This window comes from Enterobacter cloacae complex sp. ECC445 (genome assembly GCF_021892025.1).
In the GTDB taxonomy this organism is placed as follows: Bacteria; Pseudomonadota; Gammaproteobacteria; order Enterobacterales; family Enterobacteriaceae; genus Enterobacter; species Enterobacter chengduensis.
The window spans coordinates 1-18,162 of the sequence record NZ_JAKLRZ010000052.1; the positions used below are offsets into that span (position 1 = coordinate 1).

Annotated in this window: 15 protein-coding genes; 9 read left to right on the forward strand and 6 right to left on the reverse strand. The window is 60.2% G+C overall.

Going from position 1 to position 18,162, the window contains the following annotated elements; translation table 11 throughout:
* Positions 1–105: 105 nt before the first annotated feature.
* Positions 106–2,538 carry a formate C-acetyltransferase/glycerol dehydratase family glycyl radical enzyme gene (locus tag L6R44_RS24570; protein ID WP_237425665.1) on the reverse strand — a complete coding sequence of 811 codons (2,433 nt, stop codon included), beginning with the start codon at positions 2,536–2,538 and terminating at the stop codon, positions 106–108.
* A gap of 4 nt (positions 2,539–2,542) precedes the next feature.
* Complete coding sequence (locus L6R44_RS24575; protein WP_237425666.1) at positions 2,543–3,442, reverse strand: glycyl-radical enzyme activating protein; 900 nt, start codon at positions 3,440–3,442, stop codon at positions 2,543–2,545.
* A gap of 128 nt (positions 3,443–3,570) precedes the next feature.
* On the opposite strand from L6R44_RS24575, the gene fsa reads away from it, so the two are divergent.
* Complete coding sequence (fsa, locus tag L6R44_RS24580; protein WP_237425667.1) at positions 3,571–4,233, forward strand: fructose-6-phosphate aldolase; 663 nt, start codon at positions 3,571–3,573, stop codon at positions 4,231–4,233.
* Between the two features lie 89 nt (positions 4,234–4,322).
* On the opposite strand, the gene moeB is transcribed toward fsa, so the two are convergent.
* On the reverse strand, positions 4,323–5,075 hold the full coding sequence (gene moeB, locus L6R44_RS24585; protein ID WP_237425668.1) for a molybdopterin-synthase adenylyltransferase MoeB: 753 nt from the start codon (positions 5,073–5,075) through the stop codon (positions 4,323–4,325).
* 1 nt (position 5,076) lies between these two features.
* Complete coding sequence (moeA, locus tag L6R44_RS24590) at positions 5,077–6,309, reverse strand: molybdopterin molybdotransferase MoeA (protein WP_237425669.1); 1,233 nt, start codon at positions 6,307–6,309, stop codon at positions 5,077–5,079.
* 188 nt (positions 6,310–6,497) lie between these two features.
* On the opposite strand from moeA, the gene iaaA reads away from it, so the two are divergent.
* Genes iaaA through gsiD form a run of 5 tightly spaced genes read left to right on the forward strand, consistent with a single transcriptional unit; the run spans position 6,498 to position 12,720 of the window.
* Entirely contained in the window at positions 6,498–7,436 is a 939-nt protein-coding gene (gene iaaA / locus L6R44_RS24595) for a beta-aspartyl-peptidase (protein WP_237425670.1), read from the forward strand.
* Between the two features lie 11 nt (positions 7,437–7,447).
* Positions 7,448–9,319 carry a glutathione ABC transporter ATP-binding protein GsiA gene (gsiA, locus tag L6R44_RS24600; RefSeq protein ID WP_237425671.1) on the forward strand — a complete coding sequence of 624 codons (1,872 nt, stop codon included), beginning with the start codon at positions 7,448–7,450 and terminating at the stop codon, positions 9,317–9,319.
* A gap of 23 nt (positions 9,320–9,342) precedes the next feature.
* Positions 9,343–10,881: a glutathione ABC transporter substrate-binding protein GsiB gene (gene gsiB / locus L6R44_RS24605; protein ID WP_237425672.1), complete on the forward strand. Its 1,539-nt coding sequence runs from the start codon at positions 9,343–9,345 to the stop codon at positions 10,879–10,881.
* Positions 10,882–10,886: 5 nt separating this feature from the next.
* A complete protein-coding gene (gene gsiC, locus L6R44_RS24610) occupies positions 10,887–11,807 on the forward strand; it encodes a glutathione ABC transporter permease GsiC (protein ID WP_237425673.1) in 921 nt (306 codons plus the stop codon).
* Position 11,808: 1 nt separating this feature from the next.
* Entirely contained in the window at positions 11,809–12,720 is a 912-nt protein-coding gene (gene gsiD / locus L6R44_RS24615) for a glutathione ABC transporter permease GsiD (protein ID WP_237425674.1), read from the forward strand.
* 114 nt (positions 12,721–12,834) lie between these two features.
* Here gsiD and rimO read toward each other — a convergent pair whose 3' ends face one another.
* Positions 12,835–14,160, reverse strand: coding sequence for a 30S ribosomal protein S12 methylthiotransferase RimO (rimO, locus tag L6R44_RS24620; protein ID WP_032639113.1), 1,326 nt, complete (start codon positions 14,158–14,160; stop codon positions 12,835–12,837).
* A gap of 216 nt (positions 14,161–14,376) precedes the next feature.
* On the opposite strand from rimO, the gene bssR reads away from it, so the two are divergent.
* A complete protein-coding gene (gene bssR / locus L6R44_RS24625; protein WP_237425675.1) occupies positions 14,377–14,760 on the forward strand; it encodes a biofilm formation regulator BssR in 384 nt (127 codons plus the stop codon).
* A 106-nt stretch (positions 14,761–14,866) separates the two neighbouring features.
* Positions 14,867–15,985, forward strand: a complete 1,119-nt coding sequence (locus L6R44_RS24630) for a PQQ-dependent sugar dehydrogenase (protein WP_237425676.1) — start codon at positions 14,867–14,869, stop codon at positions 15,983–15,985.
* Here the strand turns inward: L6R44_RS24630 and L6R44_RS24635 are convergent, their stop codons facing one another.
* Positions 15,986–16,612 (reverse strand): glutathione S-transferase family protein, encoded by a 627-nt coding sequence (locus L6R44_RS24635; RefSeq protein WP_045890483.1) that lies wholly within the window; start codon positions 16,610–16,612, stop codon positions 15,986–15,988. It lies immediately after the preceding gene.
* A 241-nt stretch (positions 16,613–16,853) separates the two neighbouring features.
* Between L6R44_RS24635 and dacC the strand changes: the two genes are divergently transcribed.
* Positions 16,854–18,059 (forward strand): serine-type D-Ala-D-Ala carboxypeptidase, encoded by a 1,206-nt coding sequence (gene dacC, locus L6R44_RS24640; protein WP_237425677.1) that lies wholly within the window; start codon positions 16,854–16,856, stop codon positions 18,057–18,059.
* Positions 18,060–18,162 lie beyond the last annotated feature (103 nt).

Here is an 18,162-nt window from a genome sequence, read left to right on the forward strand (position 1 = left end):
CAGGTCAAACTCAGTGACAGTTTACCCGTCTGTTGACGGGTAACTGAAGTGACTTTAAACATACAAGGGCATCAGCGTGCGCATTTCCCCTTAGGGGATACACCGTTACAGCGTATGCTCGGTACGCGCAATAATATCGTCCTGCGCATCCGGCGACAGGGCGGTGAAGAACGCCGAGTAGCCCGCCACGCGCACCACCAAATCGCGGTACTGGTCCGGGTGTTTCTTCGCTTCCAGCAGCGTTTCGCGCGAGACGATGTTGTACTGAATATGCCAGCCTTTATGCACCTCGAAGAAGGTGCGCAGCAGCACCATCAGCTTCTGGCGATCGCTGTCGTTCTCCAGCGTCGACGGGTTCAGCTTCTGGTTCAGCAGCACGCCGCCCAAAATCGCTTCCGTCGGCAGCTTGCCCACGGAGCCGATCACCGCCGTCGGGCCGAGGTGGTCGGTACCGGACGCCGGGCTGGCCCCTTCCGCCAGCGGGGTATGCGCCTTACGACCGTCCGGCGTCGCCATCGTCGCCGCGCCAAACGGCACGTTTGCGGAGATGGACGACGTGCCCGCGTAGTAGTTGCCGCCAATCGGACCACGGCCGTAGCGCGGGTTGTGGTACTGCTTCAGCTCTTCAATGTAGGTCTGATAGGCACGGGTCAGCAGCATATCGACGCTGTCGTCGTCGTTGCCGTACTTCGGCGCGCCGTTGATCAGACGCTGGCGCAGCTGCTCGTGGGTCAGGCCGTCGAAATCATCCGCCAGTGCCGCCGCCAGCTGCTGCTGGCCGATGACGCCCTGTTCAAACACCAGCTTCTTCACCGCCGCCAGGCTGTTGCCGAGATTGGCGATACCCACCTGCAGGCCGGAGACCCAGTCATACTTCGCGCCGCCCTGCTTGATGCTTTTCGCGCGCTCGATGCAGTCGTCCACCAGCGCCGAGCAGAGAATATCGTGGACGTTCTCTTCCAGCATGGTGTCTACCACGTATTCAATCTCGATGGATTTACGGGTGTAGTAGCGGATCTGGCTATCCCACGCCGCCATGACCTCCTCGAAGTTATCGAAGTTACCGGCAGAAAGCGCTTTCTCCTGCGGCAGGAACACCTTGCCGCTGGTGGCGTCGCGGCCGCCTTCCAGCGCCGCCAGCATCACGCGGGCGAAGTTGATAAAGCTCATGCCGGTGCAGCGATAGCCCCACTTGCCGCCCACGGCGGTTTCGATGCAGCCGATGGCCGCGTAGTCGTAGGCGTCCTCTTTTTCGACGCCGAGCTTGATGAATTCCGGGATGACGATTTCGTCGTTGTTGAACGCCGGCATGCCGAAGCCGCAGCGGATCACCTGCACGCAGGCGTCGAGGAAGTCGTTGCTCATGCCCGCGTGGTAGCGCACGCTCAGGTTCGGCTGAGTGGAGCGCAGGCGACCGCAGGATTCCAGAATCGCGTAGGAGAGCGGGTTGACCGCGTCCATTGGCTCACCGTTGACCAGCTTCTGGCCGCCGATGGTGACGTTCTGGTACAGCGGGCTGCCTGCAGACGCTTTGGAGTGCGAGCCGGAGCGGATCTTGTTCACTTCCAGCAGCTTCAGCCAGCAGCTGTGCAGCAGCTCGATGGCGTGTTCGCGGTCCAGGCTCTGGTTCAGCTCCACGTCGCGGCGGTAGAACGGATAGAGATACTGGTCCATACGCGCGAACGACACGGAGTGGCCGTTGGACTCAATCTGCAGGATCAGCTGAATGAAATAGCACAGCTGCAGCGCCTGCCAGAAGGTTTTTGGCGGCTCGTGGGCGATGACGTCACAGTTTTCCGCCATCGCCAGCAGCTCGTCGCGACGGCTTTCGCGGGTTTCGGTCGAGGCCATCTCGCGCGCCAGATCGGCAAAGCGTTTGATGTGCAGGCTCACCGCCTCCAGCACGATATCAATCGCCTTCAGGAACTGGTCGCCGTGCAGGTCTTCCAGCACCGTCAGGTTGATGCGCGAGCGGCGCTCGGCCACTTTGGCGCGCAGGCCGTCGAGGCCTTTCTCCAGCACAAGCGGGAAGTTGACCGCCAGGTGCGCGTCGCCGGAGGTCATGTTGCCTTCGGCTTTGATAATGCCGGTTTCCAGCAGGCCTTTCTGCTCGTCGGTGAACATGCCGTAGCAGCGATCCTGCACCGTCTGGCCGCGCCACCACGGGCAGATTTCATGCAGGACGCGCTTGTTCTCTTCGCTCACCGCAAAGCCCGCGCCCGGACGGTCCGCCAGATCGTCGATCTCTTTCTCAATCCAGGAGACGGTGTATTCCGGGAAGATCGGCGCGGCGCGGACTTCGCTTGCCTGGTTACCGATAATCAGCTCGTCGTGCTTGATCCAGATGGTACGCTCAGCCAGGTGATGCGCCAGCGCCAGGGCGCGACGCACCGGGATGGGCTTGTCCATGTGCTGCTGGTACATTTCGGTGTAATGCTGCGCGCGCTCGGTGCAGACCGGCGGCTTAACGATATGGACCAGCGCGGTTTTGTGCGCCTTAATGCGCTCGCTGAGGGTGTTAAGATTCAGGGTTGTCATAAGTTTATCCTCGTAAGGTCGCGGTTAACCCTTTCTGGCAGGCGTACTGCTGCGCGAAGTCCAGCAGGGCAGGGTTATCCAGCGGTTTGTCAGGGGCAGAGTAGGGTTGGCCGAGCAGGGTGTATTTGTTCATGCCCAGCGTGTGATACGGCAGAAAATGAATATCGTCGACGCCGAGCTCGTCAGCGGCGAAGTTGGTCATGGCGGCTATGGACGCTTCGTCAGCGTTAAAGCCCTGGATCAGCGGCACGCGGATGGTGATCTTTTTCCCGGCAGCGGCCAGGCGTTTGAGATTATCGAGGATCCGTTTCGCCGAGCCGTCCGTCCACTGCTTGAACACCTCAGGATCGACGTGCTTCAGGTCGGCGAGGAACAGGTCAACGTACGGTAATGAAGGCTCGATATAGTGCCACGGCACGTGAAGACACGTTTCAACGGCGGTGTGGATCCCCTGTTCATGGCTGGCTTTAAACAGCGCGTGGGCCAAATCCGGGTTCATAAACGGCTCGCCGCCGGAAAGCGTGATGCCGCCGCCGCTGCGGTCGTAAAAGGGCTTGTCGCGCAGCACGGTTGCCATAATCTCTTCCACCTGCTTCTCTTCACCGCACACGGTGAGCGCCTGCGTCGGGCAGCAGTCGGTGAGGGCATTAAGCGTCTCTTCATTCAGCTTTTCACGGTGGATGACGAGGCCATTCAGCGCGCGTTCGATACAGCCCGGCGCCGCCTGCTGGCACAGGTCGCAGCCGTCAAGGCACAGGCGCGCATCAAACAGCACGTCCCGGCTGCGGGAGCGGCTTTCGGGGTTCTGGCACCAGCGACAGCCCAGCGAGCAGCCTTTCAGGAACACCACGGTACGAATACCGGGGCCATCGTGGGTAGAGTAACGCTGAATATTGAAGATCATGTTTTCGCCTCTCATATTGCATACGAAGATTAAATGACTTTCGAATGAAAGTTATCTTGATGCAGGTCAACTCCTGAGCAGGTTTTCCTGTGATAGCTTAAGTGCAGGCTAATTTTGAGGGTGACATCATGGAACTTTATCTCGACACATCTGACGTTGCGGCAGTCAAAAAGCTGGCGCGTATCTTCCCGTTGGCGGGCGTAACTACTAACCCAAGCATCGTGGCGGCAGGTAAAACGCCGCTGGACGAGCTGCTGCCCGCGCTGCACGACGCGCTGGGCGGTAAAGGCCGTCTGTTCGCCCAGGTGATGGCGACCACCGCCGAAGGGATGGTGGAAGACGCGCGCAGTCTGCGCGCCATCATTAACGATCTGGTGGTGAAAGTGCCGGTGACTGCCGAAGGGCTGGCGGCGATCAAGATGCTGAAGGCTGAAGGGATCCCGACGCTGGGTACGGCGGTGTACGGCGCCGCGCAGGGGATGCTCTCCGCGCTGGCAGGGGCGGAATATGTCGCACCTTACGTGAACCGCGTGGACGCGCAGGGCGGGGACGGGATCCAGACCGTGGTTGAACTGCAGCAGCTGCTGACGCTGCACGCTCCGCAGTCAAAAGTGCTGGCGGCGAGCTTTAAAACCCCGCGTCAGGCGCTGGACTGCCTGCTGGCAGGATGCGAGTCCATTACGCTGCCGCTGGACGTGGCGCAGCAGTTCATTACCTCTCCTGCGGTAGACGCAGCGATAGTGAAGTTTGAGCAGGACTGGCAGGGGGCGTTTGGACGGACGTCGATCTGACGGGTGCGGCCTGATGCCCTCACCCCAACCCTCTCCCATAGGGAGAGGGAACAAACGCTAAAACGACAACCTTCAGGTTGTCGTTTGCTTTAACCTCCGCACACCTCACACCCCGGGTTGCGCATCAGCTTCATCTCGCGGAACTGGCAGGTCATCGCGTCGTACATCACGATTTTCCCCGCTGCGGGCGTGCCGTAGTGCGCCAGCACTTTGATCGCTTCCATTGCCTGCAATGAGCCAATCACGCCGACGAGCGGCGCCATCACGCCCGCCTCAACGCAGGTCAGCGCATTTTCGCCGAACAGGCGGCTCAGGCAGCGGTAGCAGGGTTCTCCTTCCGAGTAGGTGAAGACGCTGATTTGCCCCTCCATGCGGATTGCCGCGCCGGAAACCAGCGGGGTTTTGTGGGCAAAACAGCCCGCGTTGAGCTGGTTGCGGACGGCGACGTTATCGGTGCAGTCCAGCACCAGATCGTGCTGCGCAATCTGCGCCGACAGCGCCTCGTCATCCAGCATCGCGTCAATCAGGGTGAACTGAACGTGGGGGTTGATGCGCGCCAGCGCGGCCCTGGCGGATTCCACTTTCGGCTGGCCAATGGTCGCATCGCCGTGCAGCGTCTGGCGCTGCAGGTTAGACACCGATACGGTATCAAAATCCAGCAGCGTCATTCTACCCACGCCCGCCGCGGCAAGGTACTGCGCGGCGGCGCAGCCCAGACCGCCGAGCCCGACGACCAGTACATTGGCCGCCTTGAGCGCCTCCTGGCCCTCGAAATCAAACCCGCGCAGCACGATCTGGCGGTTGTAGCGCAGCATCTCCGGGTCGCTCAGCTCCACCGTCATGTCAGCCTCCGAACAGGTGGTTAAAGCGCTCGACCTCAACCCATTCGCCCGCCTCCACGTTGCCGCGTTCGCGCTCCAGCACGATAAAGCAGTTGCCCTGGCTGAAGGAGCTGAAAATGTGCGAACCCTGGTGCCCGGTGGTGCTCACTTCCAGCTCTCCGTCCGCGCTGCGTGCCAGAATGCCGCGCTGGAAATCGAGGCGGCCCGGCGATTTCTTCAGGCGCGTGGCGGCACGCACGCGCAGGCGTTCCGGCAGCGGGCTGGCGGTGTTGCCGGAAAGCTTCGCCAGCAGCGGGATCACCAGCTGGTAGAAGGTGAGCGCCGCCGACACGGGGTTACCCGGCAGGCCGCAGAACCAGCCGTGCGGGAGCTTGCCAAAGGCGAACGGCTTGCCCGGCTTGATGGCCAGCTTCCAGAAGGCGATTTCGCCCAGCTCTTCAAGCAGGGTTTTGGTGTAATCCGCTTCGCCCACGGAGACGCCGCCGGAGCTGATGACCACGTCGGCGGATTTATCCGCCTCGATAAACGCCGCGCGCAGTTTTTCCGGATCGTCTGGAATAATCCCGAGGTTAATGACCTCGCAGCCCAGCTGCTCCAGCATCAGATGGACTGCCAGGCGGTTGGTGTCGTAAATCTGGCCGTCCTGCAGCGGCTGGCCGGGAAGCTGCAGCTCGTCGCCGGTGGAGAAAATGGCGACGCGCACTTTTCGGATAACGTCGACGTCCGCGATGCCGAGCGAGGCCAGCACCGGCAGTTCCGCCACCGTCAGCTTCTGCCCGGCGGCAAAGATCGTCGCGCCAAGGGTGATGTCTTCGCCCGTGCGGCGGATGTTCCGGCCCGCTTTGACGCTGGCGATAAAACGCACGCCGCCGTCGGTTTGCTCGGTCTCTTCCTGCATCACCACGGCATCGCAGCCCGCCGGAACCGGCGCGCCGGTCATGATGCGCACGCAGGTGCCCGCAGGCCATTCACCGCTAAACGGCTGGCCGGCAAAGGCTTTACCGGCCACCAGCAGGGCATTGCCCGCCTGGAGATCCGTCAGGCGCACCGCGTAACCGTCCATCGCGGAATTATCAAACCCCGGCACGTTAAGCGGAGAGACGATATCGCGTGCGGCAATACGGCCAAAGCAGCGCACGAGGGGCAGCGTCTCAACGTCATGCAGCGGGGAAATTCGGTCAAGCATCTGCGTGAGTGCCGTCTCAAGCGGCATCAGTCCGGCGGTAAAATCCATGGTGGGCTCCTGCGGAGTAACAACGAAAGCGTCCATTATGGCAGAAAAGTGCGGCTAACTGTATGACCCGATGGGTGTACGCTTTACATCACAGTTGCGTCTTTCTATATTCAAAAATCATCTGAAGTTTCATCGACGATAATGATATTTATAGAAAAAGCCGCCAATCAGGCTAACGGGTGATGCGAATGGTTAACGCGGTAATCGCAATTCATGGTGGCGCCGGGGCGATCGCCCGAGCCCAGCTCGGTCCCGAGCAGGAAAAGCGCTATATCGACGCGCTGTACGCCATTGTGGAAACGGGCCAAAAAATGCTGGAAGCGGGCGAGAGCGCGCTGGATGTGGTCACCGAGGCGGTGCGTCTGCTGGAGGAGTGTCCGCTCTTTAATGCTGGCATCGGTTCAGTCTTTACCCGGGATGAAACCCACGAGCTGGATGCCTGCGTGATGGACGGCATCACCCTGAAAGCGGGGGCCGTGGCGGGCGTGAGCCGTCTGCGCAATCCGGTGCTGGCGGCGCGTCTGGTGATGGAGTCGAGCCCGCACGTGCTGCTCACGGGCACCGGGGCGGAGGCGTTTGCGTTCGAACACGGGATGGAACCGGTATCGCCGGATCTGTTTTCCACCGAGGCGCGCTATCAGCAGCTGCTGGAAGCCCGCTCCGCGGGCATGACGCAGCTTGACCATGCTGCGCCGCTGGATGAAACCACCAAAATGGGCACGGTGGGCGCGGTGGCGCTCGATAAGGCCGGCAACCTCGCGGCGGCGACCTCCACGGGCGGCATGACCAACAAGCTGCCCGGACGCGTCGGCGACAGCCCGCTGCCGGGCGCGGGCTGCTACGCCAATAACGCCACGGCGGCGGTGTCGTGTACCGGCACCGGAGAAGTGTTTATTCGCGCGCTTGCGGCGTACGACATCACCGCGCTGATGGATTACGGCGGATTAAGCCTGAGCGAGGCCTGCGAGCGCGTGGTGATGGAGAAACTGCCCGCGCTGGGCGGCGTCGGCGGGCTCATTGCGGTGGATCGTGAGGGCAACGTGGCCCTGCCGTTCAACAGCGAAGGCATGTATCGCGCCTGGGGTTATGCCGGTGACGAGCCGAGCACGGGCATTTATCGTGAATAAGGGGGCCGCGCGTGCCGCACAGTGAAGAACTGGACACCCGCGAAGTGCTGGCTGTCCATCAGCTGAATATTGCGTTTCAGGAAGAGCGGCAGTTCATCCCCGCAGTAGAGAATTTATCGTTTACGCTCAGGCGCGGCGAGACGCTGGCGATTGTTGGCGAGTCCGGCTCCGGGAAATCGGTCACCGCGCTGGCGCTGATGCGCCTGCTGGAACAGACGGGTGGGCAAATCAGCAGCGAGAAAATGCTCCTGCGCCGCCGTAACCGTGATGTTATTGATTTAAATGAGCTCAGCGGCTCGCAGATGCAGGGCGTTCGCGGGGCGGATATTGCGATGATCTTCCAGGAGCCGATGACCTCCCTGAACCCGGTGTTTCCGGTCGGGGAGCAGATCGCCGAGTCCATCCGTCTGCATCAGGGGCTGAGCGGCGATGAGGCGCTCAGGGAAGCCCGCCGGATGCTGGAGCTGGTGCGCATTCCGGAGGCGCAGGCCATTCTGGGGCGCTATCCGCATCAGCTTTCCGGCGGCATGCGCCAGCGGGTGATGATTGCCATGGCGCTCTCGTGCCGCCCAGCAGTGCTGATTGCCGATGAACCGACGACGGCGCTGGACGTGACGATTCAGGCGCAGATCCTGCAGCTCATCAAAGTGCTGCAGCAGGAGATGGAGATGGGGGTGATCTTCATCACCCACGATATGGGCGTGGTGGCCGATATCGCCGATCGGGTGCTGGTGATGCACAAGGGCCGCGCGGTAGAAACTGGCCCGGTGGAGCAGATATTTCACGCGCCCGTGCATCCTTACACCAAAGCGCTGCTGGCGGCGGTGCCGCGCCTGGGGGCGATGAACGGCAGCGACCTGCCGCGTCGTTTTCCGCTGATTTCTCTCGAGGCATCAGAAGTGCAGGAGGAGGAACGCGAGCAGGACACCGTGGTGCCGGGCAGGCCCATTCTGGAAGTGCGCAATCTGGTCACCCGTTTTCCGCTGCGCAGCGGCGTACTGAACCGCGTGAAGCGCGAAGTGCACGCGGTGGAAAACGTCAGTTTCGATCTCTGGCCGGGCGAAACGCTGGCGCTGGTGGGGGAGTCCGGCTGCGGTAAATCCACCACCGGGCGCGCGTTGCTCCGGCTGGTGGAATCACAGGAAGGTAGCATTACCTTTAACGGTGAGCGTATTGATACGCTGCCGGCCAGCAGGCTGCAGGCGGTGCTGCGGGATATTCAGTTCATTTTTCAGGATCCGTATGCCTCCCTCGATCCGCGCCACACGGTGGGGTATTCGATCATGGAGCCGCTGCGGGTGCATAACCTGCTCGACGGCGACGCGGCGCAGCGTCGCGTGGCCTGGCTGCTGGAGCGCGTCGGCCTCAAGCCGGAGCACGCCTGGCGCTATCCGCACGAGTTTTCGGGCGGGCAGCGACAGCGTATCTGCATCGCCCGCGCGCTGGCGCTGAACCCGAAGGTGGTGATTGCCGATGAGTCCGTCTCGGCGCTGGACGTCTCTATCCGCGCGCAGATCATCAACCTATTACTGGATTTACAGCGGGATATGGGGATCGCCTTCCTGTTTATCTCGCACGATATGGCGGTGGTTGAGCGCATCAGCCATCGCGTGGCGGTGATGTTTATGGGGCAGATCGTGGAAATCGGGCCGCGACGAGCGGTGTTTGAGAACCCGCAGCATCCGTATACCCGCAAGCTTATCGCGGCGGTCCCGGTGGCCGATCCCGCGCATCGTCACGGCCAGCGCGTGCTGCTGCAGGATGAAATGCCGGGCAATATTCATAAACGGGGCGAGGCCGCGGAGCGCGTGATGTTGCGCGAGGTCGGTCCGGGTCATTTCGTCGCGCCTCCGCGTCAGGACAATGCTTTTTCGCGGTTATAACTTACAACAGGCAGGAGAACACAATGGTTACATTTGTAGCGCGTAGATGGTTGTTAGCCGCGAGCGTGACGGCAGCCCTGGCCGCTGCCCCCGCGTTCGCTGCCAAAGACGTGGTGGTGGCCGTCGGCTCTAATTTCACCACGCTCGATCCGTATGACGCCAACGACACGCTGTCGCAGGCGGTGGCGAAATCCTTCTATCAGGGCCTTTTCGGCCTGGATAAAGAGATGAAGCTCAAAAATGTGCTGGCGGAGGGATACACCGTCTCCGACGACGGGCTGGTGTATACCATCAAGCTCAGAACCGGCGTGAAGTTCCAGGACGGGACCGATTTCAACGCGGAGGCGGTGAAGGTTAACCTCGATCGCGCCAGCAATCCGGACAATAGCCTCAAGCGCTATAACCTGTATAAAAATATCGCCAAAACGGAGGTGGTCGACCCGGCGACGGTAAAAATTACCCTGAAAGAGCCGTTCTCCGCGTTTATCAATATCCTGGCGCATCCGGCAACGGCGATGATTTCTCCTGCCGCGCTGAAGAAATACGGCAAGGAGATCGGCTTCCACCCGGTCGGTACCGGCCCGTACGAGCTGCTCACCTGGAACCAGACCGATTTTGTAAAGGTGAAGAAATTCGCGGGATACTGGCAGCAGGGGCTGCCGAAGCTGGACACCATCACCTGGCGCCCGGTGGTGGACAACAACACCCGCGCGGCGATGCTGCAAACCGGCGAGGCGCAGTTTGCCTTCCCGATCCCGTATGAGCAGGCCGCCATTCTGCAGAAAAACAGCAAGCTGGAGCTGGTCGCCAGCCCGTCTATCATGCAGCGCTATATCAGCATGAACGTCACGCAAAAGCCGTTTGATAACCCGAAGGTGCGTGAAGCTATCAACTACGCCATCAACCGCCAGGCGCTGGTGAAGGTCGCTTTTGCGGGCTATGCCACCCCGGCGACCGGCGTGCTGCCGCCGGCGATTGCGTATGCCCAGAGCTATCAGCCGTGGCCGTACGATCCGGCCAAAGCGCGCGAGCTGCTGAAAGAGGCGGGCTTCCCGAACGGGTTCAGCACCACGCTGTGGTCGTCGCATAATCACAGTACCGCCCAGAAGGTGCTGCAGTTCACCCAGCAGCAGCTGGCGCAGGTGGGCATCAAGGTGCAGGTCACCGCGATGGATGCCGGGCAGCGTGCGGCTGAAGTGGAGGGAAAAGGGCAGAAAGAGAGCGGCGTGCGGATGTTCTACACCGGCTGGACGGCCTCGACCGGTGAAGCCGACTGGGCGCTGTCGCCGCTGTTCGCCTCGCAGAACTGGCCGCCAACCCTGTTCAACACCGCGTTTTATAGCAATCCGCAGGTGGACAAAGACCTGGCCGATGCCCTGAAAACCACCAAACCGGAAGAGAAAGCGCGCCTCTACAAGGACGCGCAGGACATTATCTGGAAAGAGTCGCCGTGGGTGCCGCTGGTGGTGGAGAAACTGGTCTCAGCCCATAACAAAGCGCTGACCGGGTTCTACATCATGCCGGACACCGGCTTTAGCTTTGACGATGCGGATTTAAAATAAACCTCATGCTGAATTATGTTTGTAAACGTCTGCTGGGGCTTATCCCGACGCTGCTGATTGTGGCGGTGCTGGTGTTTTTGTTTGTCCACATGCTGCCGGGCGATCCGGCGCGCCTGGTTGCAGGGCCGGAAGCGGATGCCACCGTCATTGAGCTGGTGCGCAAGCAGCTGGGCCTCGACCAGCCGCTGTATAGGCAGTTCATCCATTATATCTGCAACGTTCTGCAGGGCGATTTCGGGATCTCGATGGTGTCGCGCCGTCCGGTGTCGGAGGAGATTGCCAGCCGCTTTATGCCGACGTTCTGGCTAACGATTGCCAGCATGAGCTGGGCGGTCGTGTTTGGGCTGGGTGCAGGGATTGTGGCGGCGGTCTGGCGCAACCGCTGGCCGGACAAGCTCGGCATGGCGCTGGCGGTCACCGGGATCTCCTTCCCGGCGTTCGCGCTGGGGATGCTGCTGATGCAGATCTTCTCCGTTGAGCTGGGCTGGCTGCCGACCGTCGGGGCGGATACCTGGCAGCATTACATCCTGCCGTCCCTGACCCTGGGGGCTGCCGTTTCGGCGGTAATGGCACGCTTTACCCGCGCCTCGTTCGTTGACGTGCTGAGCGAAGACTATATTCGCACCGCGCGGGCGAAAGGGGTCAGCGAGAAGTGGGTCATTCTCAAGCACGGGTTCCGCAATGCGATGATCCCGGTGGTGACGATGATGGGGCTGCAGTTTGGCTTCCTGCTGGGCGGCTCGATCGTGGTGGAAAAGGTGTTCAACTGGCCGGGGCTGGGGCGCCTGCTGGTCGATTCCGTCGAGATGCGCGACTACCCGGTGATTCAGGCGGAAGTTCTGCTGTTCTCCCTGGAGTTTATTCTTATTAACTTAGTGGTTGACGTGCTCTACGCCGCCATCAACCCGGCCATCAGGTACAAGTAAGATGCGATTGTTGAACTGGCGACGTCAGGCCGTGTTAAACGCGATGCCGGGGCTCAAACCGGACCATATCCGCACCCCGTGGTCTGAATTCTGGCGGCGTTTTCGCCGTCAGCCGGTCGCGATGGCGGCGGGGCTGTTCGTGGTGCTGCTGATTGCGGTGGCGATTGTGGCGCAGTGGGTGGCGCCGTTTGATGCGGAAAACTATTTTGATTACGACCGTCTGAATGACGGCCCCTCGATGCTGCACTGGTTCGGCGTGGACTCCCTCGGCCGCGATATCTTCAGCCGCGTGCTGGTGGGGGCGCAAATCTCGCTCGCCGCCGGGGTGTTCGCGGTGCTGATTGGCGCGGCCATCGGGACCGTTCTGGGTCTGGTTGCCGGGTATTACGAAGGCTGGTGGGACCGCATCATCATGCGCATCTGCGACGTGCTGTTTGCTTTTCCCGGCATTCTGCTGGCGATCGCCGTGGTGGCGATCATGGGCAGCGGCATGGCGAACGTCATCATTGCCGTCGCGGTCTTTTCGATTCCGGCGTTTGCCCGCCTGGTGCGCGGCAACACGCTGGTGCTGAAGCAGCAGACCTTTATCGAGTCCGCCCGCAGCATGGGGGCCAGCGACGCTACCATCCTGTTCAGCCATATTCTGCCGGGAACGGTGTCGTCCATCGTGGTCTATTTCACCATGCGCATCGGCGTGTCGATTATCTCGGCGGCCAGCCTGTCGTTTCTGGGTTTGGGCGCGCAGCCGCCAACGCCGGAGTGGGGCGCGATGCTGAACGAGGCGAGGGCAGATATGGTGATTGCGCCGCACGTGGCGATCTTCCCGAGTCTGGCGATTTTCCTGACCGTGCTGGCGTTTAACCTGTTAGGTGACGGGCTGCGCGACGCGCTGGATCCGAGGATTAAGGGGTAGGCTTTTACTTGCCCCTCACCCCGATCCTCTCCCCAAAGGGGCGAGGGTGAAAAACCGCACCGAGCAATCTCCTCTCCCCAGTGGGGAGAGGGTTAGGGTGAGGGGGGAAGAAGGTTAAACCCGGCTACCCCACAGGTCATACTCGTCCGCGTTTTCAACCTTCACGCGAATAATATCGCCCGGCTTAACGTTGGTTTCGCCGTTCAGGTACACCGCACCGTCGATTTCAGGGGCATCGGCCATGCTGCGGCCAATCGCACCTTCTTCGTCCACTTCGTCGATGATGACCATGATCTCGCGGCCCACTTTCTCCTGCAGGCGCTCGGCGGAGATCTGCTGCTGCAGCTGCATGAAGCGGTTCCAGCGCTCTTCTTTCACCTCTTCCGGCACCTGATCCGCCAGTTCGTTGGCGGTCGCACCTTCCACCGGGCTGTACTTGAAGCAGCCTACGCGGTCCAGACGCGCTTCCTTCAGGAAGTCGAGCAGCATCTGGAAATCTTCTTCGGTTTCACCCGGGAAGCCGACGATGAACGTTGAACGCAGGGTCAGCTCCGGGCAGATCTCGCGCCACTGCTTGATGCGCGCCAGCTGACGGTCAACGGAGCCTGGGCGCTTCATCAGCTTCAGGATACGCGGGCTGGCGTGCTGCAGCGGGATGTCGAGGTACGGCAGAATTTTGCCTTCCGCCATCAGCGGGATCACGTCGTCAACGTGCGGGTACGGATAGACGTAGTGCAGACGCGTCCAGATGCCGAGTTTGGACAGCTGCTCGCACAGGCCCACCATGCTGGTTTTCACCGGCTCGCCGTTATGGAATCCGGAGCGGTGCTTCACGTCCACGCCGTAAGCAGAGGTATCCTGGGAGATGACCAGCAGCTCCTTCACGCCCGCGTCGGCCAGACGTTTGGCTTCTGCCAGCACTTCGCCAATCGGACGGCTCACCAGATCGCCACGCATGGACGGGATGATGCAGAAGGTGCAGCGATGGTTGCAGCCTTCGGAAATTTTCAGGTACGCGTAGTGGCGCGGCGTCAGCTTCACGCCCTGTTCCGGCACGAGGCTCAGGAACGGGTTGTGCTTGGGTTTTGGCACATAGTGATGAACATGTTGCAGCACCTGCTCGTAGCTGTGCGGGCCGGTGATCTCCAGCACCTTCGGGTGCACTTCGCGGATCTGGTCTTCTTTCGCGCCCAGACAGCCGGTAACAATCACTTTGCCGTTTTCCGTCAGGGCTTCACCGATGGCTTCCAGGGACTCCTGAACCGCGCTGTCGATAAACCCGCAGGTGTTAACAATCACCATATCGGCGTTGTCGTAGCTTGGCACCACGTCATAGCCCTCGGTGCGCAGTTCGGTCAGGATGCGTTCGGAATCCACGAGGTTTTTCGGGCAGCCCAGGGAGACGAAGCCGATTTTCGGCTGGTGCGTAACATTGCTCATAGGTTAAAAATTCATCAATTATGGAGTTATCAGGGCGGGATTTTACAGCGTATCGCGGGGGATTTATACACTCTTTGCAAGGCGGATACGCCGGGTTGACGTTGTAACATTGTAAATAATGTTAATCAGTTAATAAAAATTGATCTCAGGCATTAAACTGTACAAAAAATGTACTTATCCTGACTATGCACCATGGCTGACAGAGGAGGAAAGAGAATGACCGTTGACAGACTAAAACGCGATCTGCTGAACAAGCTGATCAACGCCCGAATCGACCTGGCCGCGTACCTGCAGTTGAGGAAGGCAAAAGGGTATATGTCAGTCAGCGAAAGCGAACATCTGCGTGAAAACCTGTTTGAACTGTGTAATTTCATGCGTGAAAAAGCACCGATCCTGAGGGCGAATTACGGCGAAAGCGAGCTGCTTGCGCTGCGCCGTGCCTCTGAGGTGCTCTCCATCGCTGGGGTATGTTTGATGAACGGACGCCACGACTGCCCGAATTTTATCGCCGTTAACGCGGAGAAGCTTGAAAACTGCCTGACCACGCTCTCTCTATGCATCATGTGCCTGAACGAGCACGAAGCCCTTGAACAGCACTGAGCCAGGGGGAGGTCACTCCCCCTTCTGATTAAGCTTTTGTAAAAGTGGTAACGCGCCCGGTTGCAGTGGCTAACCTTTATGCCATATGCCGATAAAGGAGCGCGTTATGCACCGATCCTCGCTGATTTTGCTGCCTGCGTTGTTATTTCCCGTATCGCCGCTTGCTGCGCCAGAGGCGGTCAAGGTCGAGGTGCTGCAAAACCGGCTCGATCATCCCTGGTCCCTGGCGTTCCTGCCGGACAATCAAGGGCTGCTGGTGACCCTGAAGGGCGGCCAGCTTAAGCGCTGGCAGGCCGGAAAAGGGCTCTCCGATCCGATTGTCGGCGTACCGAAGGTGTGGGCAAACGGTCAGGGAGGATTGCTGGACGTGGTCCTCGCCCCAGATTTTGAACAATCGCGCCGCATCTGGCTGAGCTTCGCCGAAGCAGGGAGTGACGGCAAAGCCGGAACGGCGGTGGGCTATGGCCGCCTGAGCGACGACGCTACCCGCATCGAGGGTTTCCAGGTGGCGTTCCGCCAGATGCCGAAACTCTCGACCGGGAACCATTTTGGTGGGCGGCTGGTGTTCGACGGCAAAGGTTACCTCTTTATTGGCCTCGGCGAGAATAACCAGCGGCCGACGGCGCAGGATCTGGACAAGCTGCAGGGTAAAGTCGTGCGCCTCACCGAAGACGGGAAAGTCCCGTCGGATAACCCGTTTGTGAATACTCCCGGCGCGCGCCCGGAAATCTGGTCTTACGGCATCCGCAACCCGCAGGGGATGGCGATGAATCCCTGGAGCGAGACGCTGTGGCTGAACGAGCACGGCCCGCGCGGCGGGGACGAGATCAACATCCCGGAAAAGGGAAAGAACTACGGCTGGCCGCTGGCGACGCACGGCATCAACTACAGCGGGTTGAAAATCCCTGAATCCAGAGGCGAGCACGTTGAGGGCACCGAAAAGCCGCTGTTCGTCTGGAAAGTGTCCCCTGCCGTCAGCGGCATGGCGTTTTACAACAGCGACGTCTTCCCGCAGTGGAAAAACAAGCTGTTCATCGGCGCGCTGAAGGAGAAGGACGTTATCGTTCTGAACGTGGACGGCAACAGGGTGACGGAAGACGGGCGCATTCTGGGCGACCGGGACCAGCGTATTCGCGACGTGCGGGTGGGGCCGGATGGCTATTTATATGTTCTGACCGACGAGACGGACGGGCAGCTGTTAAAAGTCAGCCCGTCCGGCGCGTAATCAGGTGACCGGGATCATCACCACGTTGCGGTATGCCGGGCGATCGCTCAACTGGTTTAGCCAGCGCGCAAGGTGAGGGCGCGGCGTCCACTTCAGGCCCATGTTGGTCAGGTTCCAGACGAATGGCGCCACGGCGATATCGCCCGTGCCGAACGCCTCGCCGGAGAACCAGGCGTGCTTCGCCAGCTCGTCATCCATCATGGCAAACAGACGCTCGCAGGCATCCTGCGCGGCATGAATGGCGGGATAGTCACGTTCGGCTTCCGGCGTGCGGATAAGCCCCATCAGGATCACGCGGTGGGTCGGAGATAGCGTCTGGTTTGCCCAGTCCATCCATTTATCACCCTGCGCACGGCGGGCTGGATTTTCCACCCACAGGCGGCCCTGGCCGTACTGGGCGGCAAGATAACGCACAATGGTGTTGGACTCCCAAAGCGTCGCGTCTGTTTCATCATCGCGCAGCAGCGGCACCAGGCCGTTCGGGTTCATGGCCAGGTAGTCGGCCTCTTTATTCACGCCAAACGACAGTCCGGCCATGATCTGATTGAACGGTAAATCCAGCTCTTCCAGCGTCCAGAGCACTTTCTTAACGTTGGTCGAATTATTCCTGCCCCACAGCGTAATCATATTTACTCCCGATGAGATGTGAATCCGAGTCAGCTTTTCGTCATGGTGAGATAAACCTAACAATTACGCAACAGAAGACAAAAAAATCGTCTGAATCAAAGCGTATCTGAATGTTATTGCATAAACTTTAATAACTTTACCCTCGTTGGGTTTCTTTAACCGTTTTAGTGCGCTATTACTCATCGCTTCTTGCGACACGGTGATGTGACGTAATTTTTGAATGGACACTCGGGTGGTATTTATGACGCGTAAAATGACTTCTCTGCGCAGCCTGGCGGCAGGCTCTGCGCTCCTTTTCCTGTTTGCACCAACGCTCTACGCAGCTGAGCAGGCTGCGCCCGAAGCGCCGCCTGTGGATGCGCGCGCCTGGATCCTGATGGATTATTCCAGCGGTAAGGTGCTGGCGGAAGGCAATGCGGATGAGAAACTCGATCCGGCCAGCCTCACCAAAATCATGACCAGCTATGTGGTGGGCCAGGCGCTGAAGGCGGGCAAGATCAAGCTGGACGATATGGTCACGATCGGGAAGGATGCCTGGGCAACCGGGAACCCGGCGCTGCGGGGCTCTTCCGTGATGTTCCTGAAGCCGGGCGATCAGGTTTCCGTTTCCGATCTGAATAAAGGGGTGATTATTCAGTCGGGGAATGATGCGTGCATCGCGCTGGCCGATTACGTTGCCGGCAGTCAGGATTCTTTCATTGGGTTGATGAATGGCTATGCGCAGAAGCTGGGCTTAACCAACACCACGTTCAAAACGGTTCACGGCCTGGATGCGCCGGGACAGTTCAGTACCGCGCGCGACATGGCGCTGCTGGGGAAAGCGCTGATCCACGACGTGCCCGATGAATACGCCATCCATAAAGAGAAAGAGTTTACCTTCAACAAAATCCGCCAGCCGAACCGCAACCGCCTGCTGTGGAGCAGCAACGTTAACGTGGACGGCATGAAGACCGGCACCACGGCGGGCGCGGGTTATAACCTGGTAGCCTCCGCGACGCAGGGCGATATGCGCCTGATTTCGGTGGTGCTGGGCACCAAAACCGACCGCATTCGCTTTAACGAATCGGAAAAGCTGCTGACCTGGGGCTTCCGCTTCTATGAGACCGTGACGCCGATTAAGCCGGATGCCACGTTCGTCAGCCAGCGCGTCTGGTTTGGTGACAAGAGTGAAGTCAACCTCGGGGCGGGCGAGGCGGGTTCCGTGACCATTCCACGCGGCCAGCTGAAAAACCTGAAGGCCAGCTACACCCTGACAGACCCGCAGCTCACGGCACCGCTGAAAAAAGGCCAGGTGGTCGGGACGATTGATTTCCAGCTCAACGGTAAGTCGATTGAACAGCGTCCGCTGATCGTGATGGAGTCGGTGGAAGAGGGCGGCTTCTTCAGCCGGATGTGGGATTTCGTGATGATGAAATTCCACGGCTGGTTTGGCAGCTGGTTTAGCTAAACCTTGTGGTTTTTCTCCCTCTCCCCGTGGGTGTACGGTCCGGGGACATGGTAGACAGGTGTTCGGGGACATGGTGAACACTTTTTAACATCCTTTACCCATG